This window comes from Pseudomonas sp. ICMP 10191, assembly GCF_001467335.1.
Taxonomy (GTDB): Bacteria; Pseudomonadota; Gammaproteobacteria; order Pseudomonadales; family Pseudomonadaceae; genus Aquipseudomonas; species Aquipseudomonas cerasi.
In genome coordinates, this window is record NZ_LKGW01000120.1 from 1 (window position 1) to 19,619 (window position 19,619).

Sequence of the window (19,619 nt, forward strand, 5' to 3'; positions counted from 1 at the left end):
TATATTTGGGTGGACACCATCGCCTCAAGCGACGGTGTCAGGAAGGTGTGTTGCCCGGACGGTTACGAAGTGTCCAACCTCACAGTGACTGACACCGCATCCTACAACTTTTCAACCGGCACCACTCTGGAGTTCTCGCGTGTTGAGCTCAGCTCTATTGAGACACAGTGACCGTTGCTTCATTATAAACTGAAGAGAATTAGCATGGAATTACTGACTACCCCCCTCCCATCGGGTTACAGGCTTGTCGAAAATCTTGGCGTCTTTTCCGTGACTAGCACGATCCAGATCACTCAAAAAGGGTTGATCCAATCATTCATGGATCGAAACCGTAATGAGTGGTCGGAAGCTTATGAGTCATTCATGGCCAGTGCTCCACGTAGGACAACAATCCTTTTTGGTGTGCAGGTGACCACCGCTATTGGCGTCTTTGGCAACGGTGGATTTCTCTATGTGACAATGACGGGTACTGCGGCCGTTCATGAAGTGAGTCATGAGCAACCAATGTAAAAGGGTGCTGGCCCAGTGGTCCTAGTAAAAAGGAAAAAATCGTATGCTCCTTCTCACTCGCCGCGAAGGTGAAAACATTAGGATCGGCGATGCAATTCAGGTCCAAGTCCTAAGCGTTTCAGAGGGGGCTGTGCGTATCCAGATTGACGCTCCGGATTTCGTTGAGGTCCGCGAAGTGAGCGATCGCAAGCAAGGCCCGGCCATCACTCATAAGCGGCGGCGCTCGTTGGTCACCAGATCAGAATCAAGGTAGCTTCAGCTTTAGGCCGTCTCGTAGTAGAGCCTAGAGAATTAGGAAAAAAATCGAGCGCTAAGGTTTTCAGAGCTGTCGTAACGGCCTGAATCTACCGTCTTCCAGCTTGCGGCCCTGCCGCCAGACGTAATCGCCGGTCAGGTTGATGTGCTCCCAGCCCAATGGCGACAGGTACTGATACAGATCGGTATTAACCGGCTTTCCGGCTTCAGTCAGCCCTAGGGTGGCCCGATCCAGGGAGACCGTGTTCCACAGTACGATGGCGGGTGTCACCAGGGTTAATACGCTGTCGCTCTCCCTTGTCTTATTGTAGGGCCACACGCAAATAGCATGGCCTGCACGCCTTGCAACACTACCTCGGCTACGCCACTGGATGTCTTTGCCAATTCCGATAGATCGACAATGCCGGGCACCGCCAGGCGTGCGCCCTACGCTCTGATAGTGCCCACAAGCTTTTCCGGTTCGACTAGGTTAAGAGGGCTGATTCGGCCGATCTTCTCCGCTATGGCGACTTCACCTGGTTGCAGGTCCTCAATTATGCGCTGCTGCTCAGGACAGTCTGCTCCCTAGCCGAGAGATGGAATAGCCTTGTTATTTAGTAATTATTAATTAATAATTTTGTTGATCCTAGGCCCATTTGGGCCTATTATGTCCTTGTTGGTGGCACGCAGAGAGCCACTCGATCCTGAGGGGGCTAGTCGTTGCCACCTACGAGGAACGAGATGAGACTTTCAGATGTAGCGACTATCCGAACGAATTTTCCAGAGGCTCACTTTTGGATAATTCGTCGGGGTTCAGCTGATCGATGCGGTGCACCAGGGCGAGTGTTCAATCCTGAACACATAGGTGTCTTGGTGAACCGAACAGACATCGTTCTACCTGACTACCTTTTCTACGCGTTGATGCATGTGCATCAGCAAGGTTACTGGGAAAGGTTGGCAACAGGGTCGCTGAACCTGGTCAACATCCGTGTTTCAGACGTTCAGCGTATCGAACTGTCACCACGGTAAAGAAGGGGCCGCAAGGCCCCAGTCTTTACGTTCCTTCGTATGATTTATTAATTGGCAATTAATAATTATGATTTATTAATTAGTGGGATGACAATGAAGATTGAGCTACCTGGTATCCCTGAACAGCAGAGATTGATTTTCGAGAAGGCTACTCGCGAGGCGATAAAGCAGCTCGAAGCAAACCTGTACGCACCTAGCATTCCTGGTCCGAAGGATCTAGACGAGGCTTTGTTTCCGCGTACTCACCTGTTGCGTAAGCACGAAGGATGGGAAGCACCTCACGCTGAAATAGTCAGGTCCTATTTCCGGCACTTCCAGGACCATTTCGACGCGTATGCGACGGATAAAAAGCTGGCGGGATTGCTTCGCATCGCATCAGACAGACGGATTAGGAAGTTCAAGGAGGGGAGCCAAGACGTGCCTTACGAGATCTGGCGAAATTTTCTAATCCTCACAGGTCGTGTGCCACAGGATATCGTGCCGATTCTGGCATTCATGGGCTAATAGAAGGAGAAGGTAGTTAAAGAAGGTGCTGGGGATGGGTGCAACCACCCCCAGCGTGAACACAATCAACCTGGTGGAAAATCATGCTCAACATGAAATGTATCACAGCTCGTCCTTTGCTGTTACGTGACCTTGCAGACCCTAAGTATCGCTATTGGATAAAACAGTTTGCCGGTGAGGTTGCAGCACCCTGCATCGCCGAGTCGCTCATGTCGTTCCTTAGTAAGCATTCCCTTATCACCTGAAAGCTGTTTTTGGCTTCAGCGAATGGCCTCTGCTTGTCCGCTTGGGCACGCAGGGAGCTGTGCCGTCCAATCTCGGCTAAGGGAATGGCATATGACCTCTTATGCGCTAAATGGAGCGGTCATTGATGCAGAAGGTGTTACTACGATCATCAACGAATTCACCACCAGCGCAGCACGTGCAGCTGAGTGGATCCGCTTCTACACAAGCAACGGCTTTACCGGCACGTTGATCCTTATAACGACTGACATCGACGGTAGCAAAGCCAAGCGCCGGGTTGTTCTAGATCGTTGAGAAGGGGCATGGACCAATCAGCACTGGATCTGGCTTGACTAGAAGCGCCGCAGAGCTGATTATTAATTGTTATTTGCGAATTATTAATTGCGAATTAATTTAGGAGACCCCATGGGCACAATCGTGATCGTTGGAGGGAACAAAGGCGGCGTAGGCAAAACTACCACTGCCGTAAACGTATCAACTGGGTTGGCAATGGAAGGCCACGATGTCTGCCTGGTAGACGCGGATGCGCAACGCAGCGCCTCGAAATGGTACGCAGAGCGCGAAGCGGCACAACTGGAACCGAAGATCACCCTGATTGAAAAACGCGACAACATCACGGTTACGCTGCGAACACTGAGCGAGAAATTTGATTATGTGATTGTCGACGTCGCTGGTAGAAACTCGCGTGAATTGATCACCGGAGCAGTAGTGGCCGACATCATCATTGCTCCAAACCAGTGCAGCCAGCTCGATCTGGACACCCTTGGGGAGCTGCAAGAGCAAGTCTTGCGCTGCAGAGATCTAAACCCAAACCTGCAGGCATATGCCTATCAATCCATGGCTTCCCCAAACCCTGCAGTTCGTATCACTGAGAGGCGCGAATTCCTGGAATTTCTTTCCGAGTATCCTGAGATCAAGCCTTTGGATTCGGTCGGCTTCTATCGAAAGGCTTACAAAGACTCGATTCCTTCGGGAATGTCAGTTTTAGAAGGGAAAAACCGAGAAGCAGCCAACGAGATAAAGAGTTTGTTGGATGAGGTGTTCCATGGCAGTTAAAAAGGCGAGTGAGACTGCAAATAGGCGGGGGCAGGTCAGCGAGGAAGCATCTGAGCGCCTGGCCCAAGAGCTTGCTGGCAAGCCTTATGATTCCGCCCCGCTGGCAAAAGCTCCCGATATGAGGAAGCCCGTTCCAGTCTCTATCAGCTTGCCTCCAGGCATACTGGAAAAAATTGAGGACGATGTGCGTGAAAATAAGCGTTCCGGGAAAGCACACAGGACGGTCAGCGCTATTGTCAGGCATGCGTTGGAAGCTCAAGGGTACACGTTGGATTAACCAAATTTTAGCAATTAATAATTGTTAAATATGAACTATTAAAGTTTGCTCGCGAAAGCCAAGTGGTTTCCGGATCTAATACGAAGAGGGTGCCTAAGGCACCCTTTTTCGTTTCTGCCTGTGCGCATGGTCGCAGTAGGGTGTAACCAGTCGATTAAATGGAACGGCAGGGCAGGGCGGCGTCTCACATTAGTACATCCACATGCCCCCGTGAGCCACTATGTGTAGCCATTATGAAGCACCGTCACCCCATCAGGTTGCTGAAGTGTTCGGGGTCGCACTGTTCGACCAGGGCAGGCTCGATCTGTGGCCTGGCTACATCGGCCCATACCTGCGCAGGCCTGACGGACGCGGCGAAGACGACGAGTCTCCCGCAGCCATGGAAGTGCTGACTGGCTCCTTTGGGCTGATCCCGTCCTGGAGCAAGGACAGTAAAATTGCCAGGCGCACGTACAATGCTCGATCAGAGACAGTGGCCGAGAAACCGTCGTTTCGACATGCATGGCGCCAGGCACAACACTGCATTATCCCTGCGGTGGCCATCTACGAGCCGGACTGGCGATCAGGCAAGGCAATCGCCACGCGGATAGCCCGTGCAGACGGCGAGTTGCTGGGCATTGCGGGCCTGTGGGAGCAGTGGCGCGATCCGGCCACCGACCAGGTCCTGCACAGCTACACCATGCTGACCGTGAATGCAGATGATCACGACTTCATGAAGGCGTACCACAAGCCCCAGGACGAAAAGCGCATGGTAGTGATTTTGCCGAAGGGTTCGTATATGGACTGGTTGACGGCGCGGCCAGAGCAGAGCGCAGCATTCATGAACCAGTACCCGGCAGATCGGCTGGCCGTGGTCATGTGATCAGTCTTCCCTGGAGCTGGTGATGGACAGGGTGACCTATCGCGCTGGCTGTCACCAGTCACCAAGCCGGGTTAGACCCAACAGTCGTGTCACCAGCCGCCATTTCGGATCACGGTAGATCGAGCCAAGTATTCATGTCGAGGCCGAATCGCCCCATACGACTCGCTCTCCCTCCCTTATGCTTGGTTGGTGGCATCGCGGGCCTTCGCTACGGCAGGCTCCGCATGTTCCGCGAGATAGCCTTGGAGAGGCGCGTTTGATTCCTCTAAGCCAACATCTCGCCAAGCCGACGCATCCAACCACGAACTTCGCCGTCTGGATCGCGCTCGTCCAGCATGGACGCTGTCATGCACGGGAAAGCATGCTGAGCCAACTTTTTCTTGGCGTTGGAATCTTTGAGTGGACTACCCACGCCGGCATGGGCAACAAATTCCTCTCCAAAGACTTTTGGCACAGCTTTGCCGTCCACTGGATGATCGGAGATCTCCATGTCAAACCCAAACGCCTGCTTGATGGCGTCCTTGTGCAGGTAGCTCTCCATTTCATGCTTGGTGGTGACAACGGCCCATGAACCGTCCTCTCGGTCGTTCACCTGCTGCGCGCTTACCGCATATGCCGGGACATCGCCATCGTAGATATGCACTTCCCGCTTCTTTAATATCCTTAGGTAGTGTTGGTTGACCCAGTGCTCCAGCGTTCCTCCGCCGAGGACAACAAACGCCAGCCGCTCATCGGAAGCAAGGTTCGGCAGGGTGGAGTCAGCCTCATGGAGCGCTTTGGAGAGGGACTTCAATGCGAGGACATCGGTGGGGCCCTCGACACACACCAGCACCTGAACCCGGCTGTCAGGCGTCACGCCCAGCGCCTCTGCCACTTGGCCGAACACATCGACGCCCGACTCAACCTGCGGCTTTTTGGTGTCGTTGTGGCGAGAAACGTAGCGAATGCCCTCTTGGGGCAGCGCCGAAGCAAATCCAGGACTGTGCGTGGTCAACACTACCTGGCAGCCCGGATCTTCGGACAGCATCTTGAACGAGTCGATGAGAATCCGCTGGTTGTTGGGGTGCTGGGCCGTCTCTGGCTCCTCGATCGCGTAGATGATGCTACGCTTTGTGCTCGTTTTGAGTCGGCGCTCGGCTTCGGCTTTGAAGAAGCTCACCAGCACAAGCCGCCTGACGCCGCTGCCCCGCTTGTTCAACGGGATGCCGTCGTCGGTGTTCAAGCCGAGGGAAAACAGGCCCTGCCACTTGGCGGCGGTAGGAGGACTGAACTCGGGCGTCAGTTCGCTGGCCAGGTTGGGATCAATCATGGCCAAGGCTGTATGCGTGTTCTTCGCAATCTCTTCGGCCTTCTCGCGAACTTTGGTTTGGATTCGAGCGATGTCGTCTTGGACCTCTGCAATAGCCGCAGCCACGGCTGCCTTCATCGGGCTTTGAACTTCGTTGTCCGAGTCACGACTGCTCCGGTCGCTTTGGAAGAGCGCGAACATCGGCAGGTGGGGCTCAATCTGGTCCCAGATACGCTTGACGTCCTCCTTGGGCTTGCCCACCGTGATCGCGACCTCTTGACGTTTGAGGTCGCCAGCAGCCGCCCAAAGTGCGCGACGCATGCCGGGGTTGCCCTTCAGTGCAACCGCCAAGCCAAGGTCCTTCACCTTCTTTTGAAGCTCCTTCTCCTTCAGCTCCAGCAGGTTGTCGCAGTCAGCAGTGGTGGGGTGGAAGGCAAGCACCAATATGTCTGCAGATGGCTTCTTGCTTGAGCAGTCGTAGGACTTTCGAATTTTCAGCCGACCATTCTGGGTCAAAAGGTATTCATCGGCCAACGTGGTCTCTGCACCCGCGTCCAACGTCAGCGTCAACGGCAGATCCGAGAACTCGCACGTGATCGAAACGGTCTTGTCTGCGCTGTGGACATGAGCATCCCCTTGCTCCATGGACACGACGTCTGCGTTGAAGAAAATCTCCAGAGCTTCTAGGATGGCGGATTTGCCGATGTCATTCCGGCCGACAAAGGTCGTCAAGTCGTCCAGCTCAACCCGGAGTTCTTCTCTGTAGCAGCGGAAGTTGGTGATGCTGATTGCTTCCAAGCGCATATCGTAGCTCCCTCTGAGCGTCTTCCAAACAGCCAAGCCAGCCGTCACTGGATAATGCCCCGAGTCCGCTGGCGCGGCAACCATCCAGAGGGCGGACCATTGCGCCGGTGCTAAGCTCACTAATGCCATTCCGAGCGTGCATACTTAGCTCGATCTGCCGTAATCCCAAATGGCGGTTGGTGACGCGACTGTTGGGTCTACCCCAAGCATTAGGCGCGTTAGCATTGTCCTATATTACCTATATTAAATCTGTGAAAACAGCGACAGATATCACTAAACATAAGCTAAAAGGCGGCGAGTATCTCGACGCCTTTTACGGCTAGCCATGACTCATTTGATTTCCGATTTTGATGTTTAGCAACGAGGTAAGATACTCCAATGGCCGGCAACTAGCACTGCTTGCCGTCCGGTGTAAGGATCTGTAACAACAGAGCCTGGAACTCCCATCGTTTTAATCAGCATGTATTGAACATGGTTCTCACATATTTTTCGTGCCTCAAGGTTATCTTCATTTAAGAATAGCCGATGCGATGTGTTTGATAAAAGATATTCTGATTGACCAGTGGACGGTCTGATTCCTATTCCTAGAGTGAGTGTCAGTACAATTATTGCTAAACATAAAAGGCCGTAAAACCCATCCATTTTATGTCTCGAATGTACTTTCAATTTTAGGAGTGGAATGACGAATGGGCTACGGGTTGAAACACAAGTCCCCAAGCTTACAAGTATATTGGATTTGTTAAGCTCCTCCTCAGCGCTAATACCCGCTGTCACAGATCCCTCGAGTAATCGGTGATACCAAAGTCTATCCATCAGATAAAACGCTATAAGGGGTACGAGCGCTGCCGCCACGATTAATGAAGCGCTTGAGATATTAAAATTAACAACTGTTACAAAGCCGCCATCTTTTATAGCGTAGCCACCCAATCCCAAAAAAGCACCAGTTACAATTAGCGCGAAGTTCCTTATTCGAAGTTCTAAGTCATTGAAATGCTGTTGAACGTCAACAATTTTCTTCCATATCTCAACTTTCGCTGATAACTCGTCCATTTACAATCTCATTAATTTTAGGATTTCATTAAATGATTTTGTGGCTGAGTGTGTAGGTGTAATTGCGCCGGGATGCAGAGCTTTTTTTTCTTTCTCAATCATGTCATTAGTCCAGTGTGTTACTTTTTTCAATAGGTCGTATTCTTCAGTCCTGTGCTGTGCTGCACCGTAACTAGCATAAACGTCGGTGACGCCAGCCTGTTGTGCCATGAAAACATCTTTGAACAGGTTGTCTCCTACATACAAGGTGTCGTTAGGTTTAAAACTTAATTCCTCGATAATGCTTAGCAGAATATGCGGATTCGGTTTCATTTCACCCTCGGGTGTATATCTGTGCTCTGTATGTGTCAGCAAACCTGCTGTGGGATTTCGGTCGTCTGGCAGAACATGATCTTTTGGTGAGTATATAAAATCCACAATCTCATCCAGTCCTAGTTTTTTAAATCGAGTGTGAGTGTAAAAAGCTTTGGACTCAGTAAATGCTGCGATAGTAACGCCTTCTTTTTTTAAGGACTTTAATGTATCTCTTACGCCCGGATACAGAACAAGAGTGCTATTTTGCGAGTCTCTAAATTCCTGAATTGCCGGTTGCATAATGTCTCTAACATTATCTCCATACATTTTTTTTAACGACGGCAGTTCGCTTAGTACAAAAGAGTATTCACTTGTTCCGTGTTTTTGGTGCAGTATTTTGCATTCTTCATAATAGCGGTTTGGATCAATCCCTGATATATCAATAGCTTTCATGCTCATTGCCAAAAAACTTTTGTACCACATGTGTTGCCAGTCAAAAAGCGTGTTATCAACATCGGTTATTAAGAGGTTTTTCATAACAATCCTTGTTACATTTTGTGGGTTGTCAATCATATCATTTCTACTAGTGTTGAACACTGTGACAGTAATAATATTTTTCTCAATGGATTGTTACGCCTCTGTTCAACTGTTGGAAGATTAATGAGACATGTTCAGTACCTTACCTTGTAAGTCGGCGAATCCTCCGGCCGGTACTCTCGCCGATCGTAGATCTTGGTCGTGCTGATGTTGGCGTGACCCAGCCAAGTCTGGACCTTGGCGATGTCGGCCTCATGCTCCAGGGCATTGGTGGCAGCGGTCGCTCTGAGCCCATGGACCCCCAGGCCGTCAACCTCGATCCCGGCTTTTTTCGCCCAGGCCGTCACTACGGTGTAGATGCCGTTGGTCGTTATGCCAGCGCCGGTGGTGGTGCCGCGCAGCGAGCGAAACAGCGGACCGGGCTTCCTTGCGCGCTCACTGTCCTGCTCCAGGTACGCGTAGATGCGCTCGGCGGCCACGGGATGCAGGGGCAAAAAGCGGATCTTGCTGCCTTTGCCGTGGACCCGCAGGTGCTTGATGCCGCGTCGTTCCTGCAGGTCGTGGGTGTGCAGCTGCGCCGCTTCTTCGCGGCGCAGGCCGTGGTACAGCAGCACGGCCAGAATCGCCCGATCACGCAACCCCTTGAGCGTTTCGGTGTCCGGAGCATCGAGCAGCTGCTTGGCCTGGTGATCGCCCAGGGCCGGGGTCTTGCCCTCGTTGGTATCAATCCTGGGCCGTTTGACGCCGTGCACCGGGTTGCCGCCGGCGACGGCATTGTTTTCTAAGAGGTGATCGAAGAGGCTGGCCAGCGCGGCCAGTTTGCGCCGGATCGTGGCCCCGGCTAGGCCGCGTTGTTCCAGATCGGCGCGCCAGGCCAAGACGTGCGAGCGGGTCACCACGCGAAACTCATCGGCCGACGCCAGGCCGACAAACCCGCAGAAATCTTCCAAGTCATTTTGGTAGGCGCGTCGGGTCCGCGGGTTGTCCAGGTTGGCAAACCACTCGACTGCCGCCGGAACGCGAGCCAGAGTCTGAAATTCGACTGCGGTGAGGCGACGCTGATCGAGTTGAGCCGCTTTCGTCAATTCCTGCATTTCTCTCTCCCAGCTGGCCACGCCGCAATCGTATGCTTCCTTTTCAGTCATAAAAGCAACGTGGACTGCAGGGTTGCGGCTAAAACCGATAAACGGCGATAAGTGGTGATAACGTATTTTATCACCACTTTTACAGATAAAAGTTAGGAGGTGAATTTTATTGCGCCAAGTCTATGAAGGGCCTTGACACTGAGAAAAATATAAAGATTGCAAATGGATCGTATTTGGTCTATATTTAGACCTGTAGTATGAAGCTTAGGCAAGAAGCGCAGTCAAAGCAGCCAAGTTAGGCATGTGTTTCTCGGTGCCACTATGAAGGAGATATCAACTCATGCGAGTTGAAACAATAAGTTATCTAAAACGCAACGCAGCCGACCTGCCTCTTGAAGAGCCATTGGTCGTCACGCAAAACGGTGTCCCAGCCTACGTGGTGGAGTCTTACGCTGATCGTAAGCGCCGCGATGAGTCAATTGCCTTGGTGAAGCTCCTGGCAATCAGCTCCCGCGAGTACTCCCAAGGCAAGCACTGTTCCACTGACGAACTCAAAGCCCGATTGAGCAGGAGGTTCGCCCAAAAATAAATAGGAGCATAAATGAATACGTTTGCACTACGCTTTACCGATGTTGCCCAGCAAAGCCTCGAAGATCAGGTTGAACATCTGGCTGTCTATCAGGGATTCTCATCAGCTGCTCAACGCATAGATTCCCTTATCGATGCCATCCAGGACAAGCTCATGTCCACCCCGTTGGGCTATCCGGTCAGTCCTCAATTGAGTGAGCTGGGCGTACTGCACTATCGTGAGTTGAATACTGACGGATACCGGATCTTTTACGAGGTGATGGATTCTGATGGTATTACCGACATCAGCGTATTGCTCGTATTGGCTAGTAAACAGAGTGTTGAACAGGCACTGATCCGCTATTGTCTGCTACAGCCTATGTAGTGGCTGGATGGACAAAACACGCTTGTGCTATCCCATCCAGTCTAGTCTCTGACAGCGTCAAGTCATGAAAGGGAATGCGAGAAAGTCGCACTCCCTTTATGATAACTTCTTTTATGTTAGCTTATGGTGCTTTGGAAGAAGTAAGCAAAAAGTTCTGATTGCGATTTGATATTGAGTTTACTGTAAAAGTTTCTTCGATGTACTTTAACTGTCTCTGGAGATACTGATAGCTTTCCAGCAATTTCGCTGTTTGAAAAACCACTTAAGGCGAGTTTTAGAACATCAATCTCACGACCTGTGAGTTGTGGAGCAAGCTCTATAATCTTGTCCTGCCATTGCTGGGGGCCAGAGCTTTCTTTTTCTTCAATATCAGAAGCTATACGTTGCTTCATCAAAGCCAATACCCATGGTTTGATTAATTCGAATATAGCAATATGCTCCTGAGTAAACCGACTTTTACTACCCATGGATAAGCAAAGTGTTCTTTCAGAGTCAAGCTGAACGTTATACTGAACTTCATCTACTGATACAAATTGCTCAAAATAAAGATGATAGTACTCTGTTTCCAAAAAGTGAGTCGGTGCGATATCCAAGAGATGGAAAAAACCGCTTTGCTGATTTTCTCGATTAGCTATGTAGAAGGGATCAAGCATGTATAGCCCTTTGACATATCGGTTGAGCAGCCCATCGATCTCTTCATCGTCAGCAGTATCAGGATAGCAAATTGCCTGTACCCCTTCGCTGCCAAACATCAGCACAACCCAGTTGTCGACTGGTGCATATTCCTTTAGCAATCTGACTAGCGAATTCCAAAACTCAGGCCGGTTGAGCTTTTCGATTAGTTTCGCTATCGACCTGTGCCAAATTTGTCCCTGAAGCTGGTTTGGCATCGTCTACCCCTATTGGGTTATTTAAAACCTGACTAGATACGTTTATATTGCGCCCTCATGGATTCGGTACCTACCAATGGGGACTGACCAATGGCACGGAGTAAGCCTATGAAAAGCGTTCGTATGTTGACCGTCATTACTGCCTCTTTGTTCAGCGCTGGGCTAAATATTGCGGTCGCTAGCCAACCCAGCGTGCATCTATATAACTGGTATGCCTTCATCGCACCTGAGACCCCTAAAGAATTCGAGCACGAAACCGGCAGCCAACTGCTCATTGATTCCTTTGACAGCGCCGAGATCATGCAGAGCAAGGTCATGGCTGGGCGCACAGGGTATGACGTAGTGGTAGCTACCTCAAACGTGTTGCCGAGCTTGATTACTGCAGGAGTGCTCCAACCTCTGGATCGCAGCCAGCTCAGCAACTGGTCGCACCTTGATTCCGAAATACTGGCTAAGGTTTCTATTAATGACCCTGGAAACCGGTACGCAGTACCCTACCTTTGGGGGACTACCGGAATCGGATATGATGTCGATAAGATAAAGTCCGCACTAGGTGATGACGCTCCGGTAAATAGTTGGGATTTGGTGTTCAAGGAAGAAAATATTAGTAAGCTCCAGCAGTGCGGTGTAGCAATGCTCGACTCTCCGAGTGAAATTATTTCGATAGCCTTGCACTACCTTGGTCTGCCTCACAACAGCAAAAACCCAGACGACTATCAGAAAGCTCAAGACTTATTGCTCAAGATTCGTCCTTATGTACGCTATTTTGACTCATCTAAAATTGATGCTGATCTGGCTGATGGTAATATTTGTATGGTTGTAGGATGGGCAAATGGTGCGCTTGCAGCGCAAGAGTTGAATGAGAAAAACAAAACTGGACGTCGAATAGCATACTCCATCCCTCGCGAAGGCGCTTTGGTATGGTCAGAGAATATGGTGTTGTTGAAGGATGCCCCTCATCCTCAAAATGGCATGGCGTTTATAAACTACATGTTGCGCCCTGAAGTGATTGCTAAAACTTCAAATCACACCCTTTACCCTAGTGCTAATAAAGATGCAAAGCAGTTTGTGGAGCCAAAGCTTAGAGATAACGCTTCGGTTTATTTGGACAAAGATACTATTAGTAGGCTTTTTCCTTTAGAGCCCCTTCCGTTGAAACTAGAGCGAATTCGTACACGCGTTTGGGTAAAAGTGAAAAGTGGTATTTAATTCGGAAATTGTTGCCGTGAATATTGAGTGCGTTTTGCGTAGATTTGTCTATGTAGAAGTGCTCTAGTGATGGTATAGATCTGAGGACAGAATCGGCTATGACTACTCCAGTCGCTGTACTAGAAAAACCACACCGGGATGAAATCAAAGAGCTGGTGCAACTTGTTCGAATGGATGAGAAATATGCTGCGTTGGTTGCAGACGGTTTCTTACCTCTAGATATGCAATCGAGTATATATAACTTCCAGAGAAAAAGCCGTATAGAGGAGTTATCTCAAAAATATGGCCTGATTTAACGAGTTTTCATCTATTCAGACTGTGTCTTTTTGGACGGGTTATTGTATGCGATGAATTTATCTGTGAGACGGATTATTTCCTCAAGGCTTTCAGGAGAATCGACCTGGTTGATTTTTTCTGAAAGTTCTTGTCGGAGCGATATCAATCGCGTGCGGAGAATATCTTGGCCACCAGGTAGCAGCTCTCCTGGAGCGACGTTGAACACGGTTGCGATTCTTATCAACTGCTCGATGCCAGGCAGGTTTATGCCTCGTTCGTAACGTCCTATCAGCGGAGCGTCGCAGCCAATCTTTTCCGCCAAGTCCGCTTGGCTCAACGTAGAAGACTTCCGAAGGGCTTTGATTTTTGCTCCTACCACGCTCCTGAGAGTGTCCACAGTGTCTCCAAAAAAACCAATAATTTCATCTGCTTGCGCCTTCACAAAGCCACAAATGTGTTTATTAGGTACAAAGGTGTTTACTTTTTTTTCTGTTCCATCTATTTTGTTCCCTAGAAATCCGTTCCTTGATTGAGCTCCTTCGATCCAGAAGCGGATAGAGCCGGCTGTATATGGCTCATGATTCTCCCCTGGGCTCAGCGGTTCCGGAATTCGAAAGAGCGCCTGATCTAAAGGTTTTGAATATGAAAAACTGGCACGTTTTGATGCACAATTCTGCCGTTTATCAGTCACTTATGACATTGATAAAGCGGTTAGACGTTGAGGTGTATTCCCCTGTCAGGATCACCTCTCGCAAACGTACTGATCGCCCTTCATCTATAGAAAAGGAGGTTCGTCTATTTCCTGGCTATCTGCTGCTACGGTTCGACCCCGAGGTAACGCACACCACAACCATCACTGCGTTGAACGGTGCCCATGGGTTCGTTCAGTTCGGCGGTCGAACCTGTGTTTTGCAGGACTCTACGGTAGAGGAATTAAAGGCTGCTGCGCTGATTCGTTCTAACCGCGCACTCGACTGCATCGAGTTTCGCAATGTGCCGACAGAGCTAGAAAGAACGCTCCGTCAGATCATCGACTTGAAATCTGAAGCTGCCCGCAGGGCGGCTTTCTTCGCGCTTCTGTCACAGAACGCCGCGCTGGAGCGCCTTGTCGGGCGTTCTGGGACCGTTTTCTACTCGACGGTGAATGCCGCCTAGGCATTACTTCTTTCCACTATTTCCCATTTCACCGCCTGGTCTTGCCTGGCGGTGTTTTTTTGCGTTCTCACAGCCTTTAGGAGTTCCCATGGCGTCATCCGAAGACGAAGCAACCACCAAGACATCAAGCGTATATATCCGACCGATCAGGGTGGAGGCGCTGAATAAAGCTGCGATACGGGTTAGCTATGAAACCCAAAGCTCTAGGCAGATTTCACCCTCGGAGCTCGCTCGGTATCTGATCGATAATTTTCTTGAAATGGCCGTTGGGCAACTGATTGAAGACTCCAAAAAAACGGTACCCGGCAAACCTCTTACGACCCCAGATTAAAAGGAACCTGTAATGCTCACCACCAGTGCCTTTCTGGCCCTGGCTATGCAATGCGCTCCCTCGATACACCCAGACACGCTGACTCCCATCGTCAAGACAGAATCCTCCTTCAATCCCTATGCCATCGGCGTGAGCGGCAAAGTGTTGCCGCGTCAACCGCAGAGCCTGGATGAAGCCGTATTGGCGGTGAAAAAGCTGGTCGCAGAGGGCGCTGACTTCAGCATCGGCCTGGGCCAAATCAACCGGCAGCATTTCGATGTCAGCCGACCCGAACCTGTGTTCGAACCCTGCACCAACTTGCGCATGGCAGCGCGAGAGCTACAGGCCTGCTATGTAAAGGCCAGGAAAACCGATCCTGATGTGCAAAGCGCTTTGCACAAAGCCATTTCCTGTTACTACAGCGGCAACCCCAAACGTGGCTTTAAGGCCGAGGCCGAATTTGGTGGCAGCAGCCACGTGCAACGTGTGTTGGCCAATGCAGGCACGACCACCGTGACGGTCCCGGCGCTGGAAGGCGGATCACCTGAACCGAACAAGCTCCAGCGCGCTCAGGCCCCTGCGTCCACCATTGAGCCGACTTACGAAAGCTGGGACGTACTGCGCCAGTACCCGCGCTATCTGCCACCGGCACCACCGCCTGTTTCTGCGCCATCCGCTGCACCTGCTGTTCCGGCTTCACCCCCTGAACAACCCTCAACCACCCCCGAAGAGGATCAATGATGATCAAACGTACCCTTGTGCCCAACAAAGGCGAGCTGTGCATTCTGCTGGTGACCTTGGCCTGCCTGCCCGGCATCGCCTCCGCTGACTGGCTCAGCACGTTGAACCAGTGGGGCAGCAATATCCGCCTGGGCCTCTACACCCTAGCGGGCACCCTGGGCCTGGTTTGCCTGATCTGGTCAGGTGCCCAATGGCTGATTGCGCGTTCTACAGGCGACCGTTCGCACACTTTCATGGACTACTTGCAACAAGTGGGTGTGCTGCTGGTTGTCGGTGGCTCAGTGGCCTTGGGCACGGCGGCCTGGCAGGTGTTCGGCACCGGCGTGCCGGGTTGACCAGGAGCGCCTATGGCCAGTAACGAAGTACTCAAGAAACTGACCTTCGAAAGCTACAACGCCATGAGTCGGCCTGCGATGTTCTGGAACATTCCCATCATGCCAATGGTGGGATTGCTGATGGGCGGCCTGGTCTTCGGTGTGGCCGCAACCTTCTTGCTGTCCTGGGTGTGGGGCCTGGTTGCTGCCTCCCCATTCCTGATTGCCCTCATCGCCTTGAGGGTCGTGGGCCTGATCGATCCTCAGTACTTGCGCCGTATCCGCTTTGCACGGCGGCGTCTCTGGCTGAACCTCAAGTACGGCAAACCGTTGTTGCTGACCCCTTTTAATCCGCAATGGAGCGAATTCTATGGCGCACGATTTTCACACAAGCGTTATGCCCCCGGAAAAGAAAGTGCCATTGATGCGCTATCCGGTCCACGAACACATGGTGACACTGCCCGGCAATCGCCTGATGAGTTTGATTCAGTTGAAGGGGGTTTCCAGCGAAACCCGCAGTGATGAAGAATTGATCCAACTGTTTCACAACCTCAACCGCTACTTCCTGGCCTTGGGCAAAAAGGAAGGCAAGCATCTAATGCTGCAAACCTACATCACCAAGACGGGCATCGAGCTGGACACGCAATACGCCTTGCCACTTCCCGCCCTTCAGGATTTTGTGGACGCTTACACCGCACCGTTTCGCAACGGCACCTTCTTCCAGGTTGGGTACAGCATTGCCCTGATCCTCAAGTACCGCGAGGTTGATGAAGGGATCGAGCGCATGAGCGACCTGTTGTCACTTTCCTCTACGTTGCTGGCCGAATATGACCCGGTCATCATGGGCCTTGAGGAAAACGAACACGGTGCATTGTTCTCACAGATCGGGCGCTACTTCAGCCTGTTGATCAACGGGCACGAAAAAGACGTGCTGGTCAGCGACACCCGCTTGGGTGACGCGATCATTGATAGCGTCACCAACTTCGAAAACTACGATTTTGTCGAGAACCGGCCCAATCGGGGTGGCCAGCGTTTCGCGACCACCTTTGACCTGCGCGACTACCCCAGTGGCGGGACCTACCCCGGTATGTGGGACGAGGCCATCGAGCAGCAGTTCGAGTTCACCCTGGTGCAAACGTTTCTGTTCGAAGACCGTAACAAGGCCAAGGACAAATTCAAAAAGCACGTGGCGGATCTGGGCTCGGTCGAGCGCGATTCAAAGCAAACCGAGGAACTGGAAAATGCCATCGATGCCATCACCCTGGGCGACAAGGCTTTCGGTCGTTATCACGCCTCGCTGATCGTCTATGGCAACACCCCGGACCAGGCCATCGAGAACGGCACGAAAATGGCGTCGGTGTTTACGGTGCGTGACGCGACCTTTGTGCGTTCGACCATGAGCAACATCGACACCTGGTACACGCAGTTCCCCGGTGTGACCGAGGCCATGTACCCCATGATGAAGTCGACCGAGAACCTGGCGTGCAGCTTTTCCCTGCACTCTACTCCCACGGGCAAGGTCAAGGGCAACCCCATCGGTGATGGAACGGGCGTGATGCCGGTGCTGACGGTCAACAAGGCCTTATATATGCTCAACGTGCATGACAGCCCACCCGGCCAGAACAACCTCGGTGAAATGCTGCCAGGTCATGCGGTTTACACAGGCCAAACGGGGGTAGGTAAAACCACCGCTGAGGCCATCCTGCTGACCTTTCTCAGCCGCTTCGATCCGCTGATTTTCGGCATCGACTACAACGAGTCTTTGAGACATCTGCTGTGTGGGTTGGGTGCTGAGTATTACACCGTGCAGCCTGGGCACTTCACCGGCGTCAACCCGTTTCAGTTTCACGACCGTCCTGGGTTGAGGCAAATGCTGAATGATCTGGTGCTGTGCTGCGCCGGTGGTCCAGCGAAGACCGATGAAGCCGACCAGCGCACGATCAAGGATTCGGTCGAAGCGGTCATGGCGCATACCAATGTGCGACTTCGGGGCATGTCGCTGCTGCTGCAAAACATCCCCCATCGGGGTGGCAATTGCCTGCACACCCGGCTGTCGAAATGGTGCCGTTTGGCCGGTGAAGGCCGCGAAGGTCAGTACGCCTGGGTTCTGGACTCGCCGATCAACCAGTTCAATGCGCAGACCTACCGGCGTCTGGCCTTTGACTGCACGCAGTTGCTCAAAAACGACTACGCCGAGAAGCACCCAGAAGTCATGGAAGCGTTTCTGAACACGTTGTTCTACATGAAACGCGAAATGCACGAAGCCCGCCCCGGCAATCTGCTGTTGAACGTGGTGGCCGAGTATTGGGCACCGCTGTCGTTCAAAAGCACGGCGGACGCAATCAAAGAGGTCCTGCAGAGCGGACGCATGCGCGGGGAAATCCTGATCATGGACACCCAGTACCCCGAGCAAGCACTGGCGACGCCTTACGCAGCAGCCGTCATTCAGCAAGTGACAACGCCTATCTGGCTCCCAAACAAGAAAGCCCAGGCCGAGAGCTACGCCAAGTTCGGCGTCACCGGCAAGGTGTTTGAGGCCGTGCGTGATATGGGGCCGCTGAGCCGGGAAATGGTGGTGCAACAGGGTCACCAGACGGTGAAGCTGAAAATGGAGCTGGACGGCCCGCTCAAGTATTGGTTGCCGCTGTTATCCGCCACCCAAAAGAACCTGGCGGTGGCCGAGCGTATCCGGCAGCACCTGGGCACAACTGATCCCACGGTGTGGGTCGATGCGTTTCTGGTGGCCGAGGCCGTGCGCCAATGGTTGAACACTGACGATCCCGCCGTGTGGCTGCCTGCGTTCGACTATGCCGAGGGCTTGCGCCAGTCCATGAACACGCGGGATGCACAGCGCTGGATGCCAGCCTTTCAAAAAGCCTGGAAAGCCCTTCAGGAACAGAATGAAATCGAGGTTTCGTCATGAAAAAACACGTGATGGTTTGTGCGCTGAGCGCGCTTATATTGACCACCACCCTGCCTGCTGCGCATGCGGCAGTACCAGGCGTTCCGGTGCTAGATCCTTCAAACCTGCTTGTGCTTAAAGCGAATGCGATGGCTCAGGCTAAGCAGGCAATGGACGCGTTGACCACAGCCAAGGAAGGCATCGCCCAGGCCGCTCAGGAATACAACCACTACAAAAGCATCGTCACCGGCAACGACATGTTGGGTGGGTTCCTGAATGACCCCGCCTTGAACAAAGTCATGCCCATGGGGGATTGGGCTGATGTTTACAGCACGGGCCGGGACATCGCCAGTTTGCGTGACCGCTACGGCTTAACCTCGGATAATGCCAGCGTGCAGGCGAAATTCGACCAGATGATGTCGGTTGCCGATGCGCTGGAGCGCAATTACAACGCCAGCACTGAACGGGTCAAGAACGCTGAGCTGCTACGGGCTCGGTTGAACGAGGTGACGACCCCACAGCAGAAGGAGGATTTACAACTGCGTTACCAGCAGGAGCTGATCGAGCAACAAAACCAGCAGATGCGGCTGGCCAATATGCAGATACTTCAGCAGCAGCAAGAGAAAATGGAAAATGAAAAGCGGGCACAAGCGTTCAGCGATTACATGAAGGGTAAAACGAGCGTGCGGCCTAGCTACGAATGATTAACAACTCAGTTCACAAGGGAATATGACCTATGTTTAAAAAAATGAGTGCTGTGATTTGTTTGGTGCTGTTTGCATTTGCACTGTCTGGTTGCGGTGATGACAAAGGACAAGGATTTGTTGGTCGATGGACCGGAGAAAACAAAACCAGAATGGGCAAGCCAACCTATGTGATGGATATATCAAAGGATGGAGAAGTCTTCCACGTAAACCTTGAAACCACGGCCGATGTTGTGGGGTATGGAAAAATGGAAAAAAACCTGCAGCGACTGGAAGCTAAGGCAGAATCGGAGAGTGTTCTAAGCATGGCTGGTGGTCTTGCAACCATGCGTATGGAAGGCAACGTCATCTATTTCGACAACACAACCTATACACGATCAAAATAACGGAGGC

25 protein-coding genes and 2 pseudogenes are annotated in these 19,619 nt (G+C 51.9%); 19 read left to right on the plus strand and 8 right to left on the minus strand.

Going from position 1 to position 19,619, the window contains the following annotated elements; translation table 11 throughout:
• Nucleotides 1-204 precede the first annotated feature (204 nt).
• Together AO388_RS17545 and AO388_RS17550 are read left to right on the plus strand one after the other, a co-directional pair.
• Nucleotides 205-510: a hypothetical protein gene (locus AO388_RS17545; protein WP_058416817.1), complete on the plus strand. Its 306-nt coding sequence runs from the start codon at nucleotides 205-207 to the stop codon at nucleotides 508-510.
• A gap of 43 nt (nucleotides 511-553) precedes the next feature.
• Entirely contained in the window at nucleotides 554-763 is a 210-nt protein-coding gene (locus AO388_RS17550; protein WP_058416818.1) for a carbon storage regulator, read from the plus strand.
• Nucleotides 764-829: 66 nt separating this feature from the next.
• On the opposite strand, the pseudogene AO388_RS17555 reads toward AO388_RS17550, so the two are convergent.
• Nucleotides 830-1,051: pseudogene (locus AO388_RS17555) on the minus strand (Tn3 family transposase); the annotation flags it as partial.
• A 19-nt stretch (nucleotides 1,052-1,070) separates the two neighbouring features.
• Nucleotides 1,071-1,326, minus strand: a pseudogene (locus AO388_RS29685) (recombinase family protein); the annotation flags it as partial.
• 540 nt (nucleotides 1,327-1,866) lie between these two features.
• Between AO388_RS29685 and AO388_RS17560 the strand changes: the two are divergent.
• The 5 genes from AO388_RS17560 to AO388_RS17580 all read left to right on the plus strand — a co-directional run bounded on the left by AO388_RS17560 (nucleotide 1,867) and on the right by AO388_RS17580 (nucleotide 4,715).
• Entirely contained in the window at nucleotides 1,867-2,277 is a 411-nt protein-coding gene (locus AO388_RS17560) for a hypothetical protein (RefSeq protein WP_015061791.1), read from the plus strand.
• Nucleotides 2,278-2,613: 336 nt separating this feature from the next.
• On the plus strand, nucleotides 2,614-2,814 hold the full coding sequence (locus tag AO388_RS17565) for a hypothetical protein (protein WP_058416819.1): 201 nt from the start codon (nucleotides 2,614-2,616) through the stop codon (nucleotides 2,812-2,814).
• Nucleotides 2,815-2,925: 111 nt separating this feature from the next.
• Nucleotides 2,926-3,576, plus strand: coding sequence for an AAA family ATPase (locus tag AO388_RS17570; protein WP_058416820.1), 651 nt, complete (start codon nucleotides 2,926-2,928; stop codon nucleotides 3,574-3,576).
• On the plus strand, nucleotides 3,566-3,853 hold the full coding sequence (locus AO388_RS17575) for a hypothetical protein (protein WP_058416821.1): 288 nt from the start codon (nucleotides 3,566-3,568) through the stop codon (nucleotides 3,851-3,853). The genes AO388_RS17570 and AO388_RS17575 overlap by 11 nt, the downstream gene beginning before the upstream one ends.
• Nucleotides 3,854-4,073: 220 nt before the next feature.
• The gene (locus AO388_RS17580) at nucleotides 4,074-4,715 is read left to right on the plus strand and encodes an SOS response-associated peptidase (protein WP_058416822.1); all 642 of its coding nucleotides are present in this window, start codon (nucleotides 4,074-4,076) and stop codon (nucleotides 4,713-4,715) included.
• Between the two features lie 265 nt (nucleotides 4,716-4,980).
• Here AO388_RS17580 and AO388_RS17585 read toward each other — a convergent pair whose 3' ends face one another.
• From AO388_RS17585 to AO388_RS17595, 4 genes are all read right to left on the minus strand, one after another.
• On the minus strand, nucleotides 4,981-6,807 hold the full coding sequence (locus AO388_RS17585; protein ID WP_058416823.1) for an ATP-binding protein: 1,827 nt from the start codon (nucleotides 6,805-6,807) through the stop codon (nucleotides 4,981-4,983).
• 354 nt (nucleotides 6,808-7,161) lie between these two features.
• Nucleotides 7,162-7,857 (minus strand): hypothetical protein, encoded by a 696-nt coding sequence (locus AO388_RS28875; RefSeq protein WP_153003995.1) that lies wholly within the window; start codon nucleotides 7,855-7,857, stop codon nucleotides 7,162-7,164.
• A complete protein-coding gene (locus AO388_RS17590) occupies nucleotides 7,858-8,724 on the minus strand; it encodes an HAD family hydrolase (RefSeq protein WP_236713916.1) in 867 nt (288 codons plus the stop codon). It abuts the gene before it with no gap.
• A gap of 98 nt (nucleotides 8,725-8,822) precedes the next feature.
• Nucleotides 8,823-9,782: a tyrosine-type recombinase/integrase gene (locus AO388_RS17595; RefSeq protein WP_058416825.1), complete on the minus strand. Its 960-nt coding sequence runs from the start codon at nucleotides 9,780-9,782 to the stop codon at nucleotides 8,823-8,825.
• Nucleotides 9,783-10,113: 331 nt separating this feature from the next.
• Here AO388_RS17595 and AO388_RS17600 point away from each other — a divergent pair, with 331 nt between their 5' ends.
• Together AO388_RS17600 and AO388_RS17605 are read left to right on the plus strand one after the other, a co-directional pair.
• Entirely contained in the window at nucleotides 10,114-10,362 is a 249-nt protein-coding gene (locus tag AO388_RS17600; protein ID WP_020304268.1) for a type II toxin-antitoxin system prevent-host-death family antitoxin, read from the plus strand.
• 12 nt (nucleotides 10,363-10,374) lie between these two features.
• A complete protein-coding gene (locus tag AO388_RS17605) occupies nucleotides 10,375-10,725 on the plus strand; it encodes a type II toxin-antitoxin system RelE/ParE family toxin (RefSeq protein ID WP_058416826.1) in 351 nt (116 codons plus the stop codon).
• A 116-nt stretch (nucleotides 10,726-10,841) separates the two neighbouring features.
• On the opposite strand, the gene AO388_RS17610 is transcribed toward AO388_RS17605, so the two are convergent.
• Nucleotides 10,842-11,615, minus strand: coding sequence for a helix-turn-helix domain-containing protein (locus AO388_RS17610; protein WP_058416827.1), 774 nt, complete (start codon nucleotides 11,613-11,615; stop codon nucleotides 10,842-10,844).
• A 108-nt stretch (nucleotides 11,616-11,723) separates the two neighbouring features.
• Between AO388_RS17610 and AO388_RS17615 the strand changes: the two genes are divergently transcribed.
• Both AO388_RS17615 and AO388_RS17620 read left to right on the plus strand, forming a co-directional pair.
• Nucleotides 11,724-12,824 carry a polyamine ABC transporter substrate-binding protein gene (locus tag AO388_RS17615; RefSeq protein ID WP_058416828.1) on the plus strand — a complete coding sequence of 367 codons (1,101 nt, stop codon included), beginning with the start codon at nucleotides 11,724-11,726 and terminating at the stop codon, nucleotides 12,822-12,824.
• 98 nt (nucleotides 12,825-12,922) lie between these two features.
• Nucleotides 12,923-13,120, plus strand: coding sequence for a hypothetical protein (locus AO388_RS17620; protein ID WP_058416829.1), 198 nt, complete (start codon nucleotides 12,923-12,925; stop codon nucleotides 13,118-13,120).
• 11 nt (nucleotides 13,121-13,131) lie between these two features.
• Here AO388_RS17620 and AO388_RS17625 read toward each other — a convergent pair whose 3' ends face one another.
• Nucleotides 13,132-13,542 carry a helix-turn-helix domain-containing protein gene (locus AO388_RS17625; protein WP_083515831.1) on the minus strand — a complete coding sequence of 137 codons (411 nt, stop codon included), beginning with the start codon at nucleotides 13,540-13,542 and terminating at the stop codon, nucleotides 13,132-13,134.
• A gap of 200 nt (nucleotides 13,543-13,742) precedes the next feature.
• Here AO388_RS17625 and AO388_RS17630 point away from each other — a divergent pair, with 200 nt between their 5' ends.
• The 8 genes from AO388_RS17630 to AO388_RS17665 all read left to right on the plus strand — a co-directional run bounded on the left by AO388_RS17630 (nucleotide 13,743) and on the right by AO388_RS17665 (nucleotide 19,612).
• A complete protein-coding gene (locus AO388_RS17630; protein WP_058416857.1) occupies nucleotides 13,743-14,255 on the plus strand; it encodes a transcription termination/antitermination NusG family protein in 513 nt (170 codons plus the stop codon).
• An 88-nt stretch (nucleotides 14,256-14,343) separates the two neighbouring features.
• Nucleotides 14,344-14,586 (plus strand): hypothetical protein, encoded by a 243-nt coding sequence (locus AO388_RS17635; protein WP_058416831.1) that lies wholly within the window; start codon nucleotides 14,344-14,346, stop codon nucleotides 14,584-14,586.
• Nucleotides 14,587-14,598: 12 nt separating this feature from the next.
• A complete protein-coding gene (locus tag AO388_RS17640) occupies nucleotides 14,599-15,306 on the plus strand; it encodes a lytic transglycosylase domain-containing protein (protein WP_058416832.1) in 708 nt (235 codons plus the stop codon).
• On the plus strand, nucleotides 15,306-15,641 hold the full coding sequence (locus tag AO388_RS17645; protein ID WP_058416833.1) for a hypothetical protein: 336 nt from the start codon (nucleotides 15,306-15,308) through the stop codon (nucleotides 15,639-15,641). Before AO388_RS17640 ends, AO388_RS17645 begins: the two co-directional genes overlap by 1 nt.
• A 12-nt stretch (nucleotides 15,642-15,653) precedes the next feature.
• Nucleotides 15,654-16,142 carry a VirB3 family type IV secretion system protein gene (locus AO388_RS17650; protein WP_058416834.1) on the plus strand — a complete coding sequence of 163 codons (489 nt, stop codon included), beginning with the start codon at nucleotides 15,654-15,656 and terminating at the stop codon, nucleotides 16,140-16,142.
• Entirely contained in the window at nucleotides 16,045-18,543 is a 2,499-nt protein-coding gene (locus tag AO388_RS17655) for a VirB4 family type IV secretion system protein (RefSeq protein WP_236713918.1), read from the plus strand. Before AO388_RS17650 ends, AO388_RS17655 begins: the two co-directional genes overlap by 98 nt.
• Complete coding sequence (gene virB5, locus AO388_RS17660) at nucleotides 18,540-19,226, plus strand: P-type DNA transfer protein VirB5 (protein ID WP_058416836.1); 687 nt, start codon at nucleotides 18,540-18,542, stop codon at nucleotides 19,224-19,226. Before AO388_RS17655 ends, virB5 begins: the two co-directional genes overlap by 4 nt.
• A 32-nt stretch (nucleotides 19,227-19,258) precedes the next feature.
• Nucleotides 19,259-19,612, plus strand: a complete 354-nt coding sequence (locus AO388_RS17665) for a hypothetical protein (RefSeq protein ID WP_058416837.1) — start codon at nucleotides 19,259-19,261, stop codon at nucleotides 19,610-19,612.
• Nucleotides 19,613-19,619: the final 7 nt, after the last annotated feature.

Coding starts and splice junctions, on each gene's coding strand:
- AO388_RS17560 (WP_015061791.1), top strand. CDS start 1,867: ATGAAGATTGAGCTACCTGGTATCCCTGAACAGCAGAGATTGATTTTC.
- AO388_RS28875 (WP_153003995.1), bottom strand. CDS start 7,857: ATGGACGAGTTATCAGCGAAAGTTGAGATATGGAAGAAAATTGTTGAC.
- AO388_RS17655 (WP_236713918.1), top strand. CDS start 16,045: ATGCGCTATCCGGTCCACGAACACATGGTGACACTGCCCGGCAATCGC.
- AO388_RS17585 (WP_058416823.1), bottom strand. CDS start 6,807: ATGCGCTTGGAAGCAATCAGCATCACCAACTTCCGCTGCTACAGAGAA.
- AO388_RS17575 (WP_058416821.1), top strand. CDS start 3,566: ATGGCAGTTAAAAAGGCGAGTGAGACTGCAAATAGGCGGGGGCAGGTC.
- AO388_RS17640 (WP_058416832.1), top strand. CDS start 14,599: ATGCTCACCACCAGTGCCTTTCTGGCCCTGGCTATGCAATGCGCTCCC.
- AO388_RS17645 (WP_058416833.1), top strand. CDS start 15,306: ATGATCAAACGTACCCTTGTGCCCAACAAAGGCGAGCTGTGCATTCTG.
- AO388_RS17590 (WP_236713916.1), bottom strand. CDS start 8,724: ATGATTGACAACCCACAAAATGTAACAAGGATTGTTATGAAAAACCTC.
- AO388_RS17650 (WP_058416834.1), top strand. CDS start 15,654: ATGGCCAGTAACGAAGTACTCAAGAAACTGACCTTCGAAAGCTACAAC.
- AO388_RS17600 (WP_020304268.1), top strand. CDS start 10,114: ATGCGAGTTGAAACAATAAGTTATCTAAAACGCAACGCAGCCGACCTG.
- AO388_RS17570 (WP_058416820.1), top strand. CDS start 2,926: ATGGGCACAATCGTGATCGTTGGAGGGAACAAAGGCGGCGTAGGCAAA.
- AO388_RS17630 (WP_058416857.1), top strand. CDS start 13,743: ATGAAAAACTGGCACGTTTTGATGCACAATTCTGCCGTTTATCAGTCA.
- AO388_RS17635 (WP_058416831.1), top strand. CDS start 14,344: ATGGCGTCATCCGAAGACGAAGCAACCACCAAGACATCAAGCGTATAT.
- AO388_RS17545 (WP_058416817.1), top strand. CDS start 205: ATGGAATTACTGACTACCCCCCTCCCATCGGGTTACAGGCTTGTCGAA.
- AO388_RS17595 (WP_058416825.1), bottom strand. CDS start 9,782: ATGCAGGAATTGACGAAAGCGGCTCAACTCGATCAGCGTCGCCTCACC.
- AO388_RS17550 (WP_058416818.1), top strand. CDS start 554: ATGCTCCTTCTCACTCGCCGCGAAGGTGAAAACATTAGGATCGGCGAT.
- AO388_RS17565 (WP_058416819.1), top strand. CDS start 2,614: ATGACCTCTTATGCGCTAAATGGAGCGGTCATTGATGCAGAAGGTGTT.
- AO388_RS17610 (WP_058416827.1), bottom strand. CDS start 11,615: ATGCCAAACCAGCTTCAGGGACAAATTTGGCACAGGTCGATAGCGAAA.
- AO388_RS17665 (WP_058416837.1), top strand. CDS start 19,259: ATGTTTAAAAAAATGAGTGCTGTGATTTGTTTGGTGCTGTTTGCATTT.
- AO388_RS17580 (WP_058416822.1), top strand. CDS start 4,074: ATGTGTAGCCATTATGAAGCACCGTCACCCCATCAGGTTGCTGAAGTG.
- AO388_RS17605 (WP_058416826.1), top strand. CDS start 10,375: ATGAATACGTTTGCACTACGCTTTACCGATGTTGCCCAGCAAAGCCTC.
- AO388_RS17620 (WP_058416829.1), top strand. CDS start 12,923: ATGACTACTCCAGTCGCTGTACTAGAAAAACCACACCGGGATGAAATC.
- virB5 (WP_058416836.1), top strand. CDS start 18,540: ATGAAAAAACACGTGATGGTTTGTGCGCTGAGCGCGCTTATATTGACC.
- AO388_RS17615 (WP_058416828.1), top strand. CDS start 11,724: ATGAAAAGCGTTCGTATGTTGACCGTCATTACTGCCTCTTTGTTCAGC.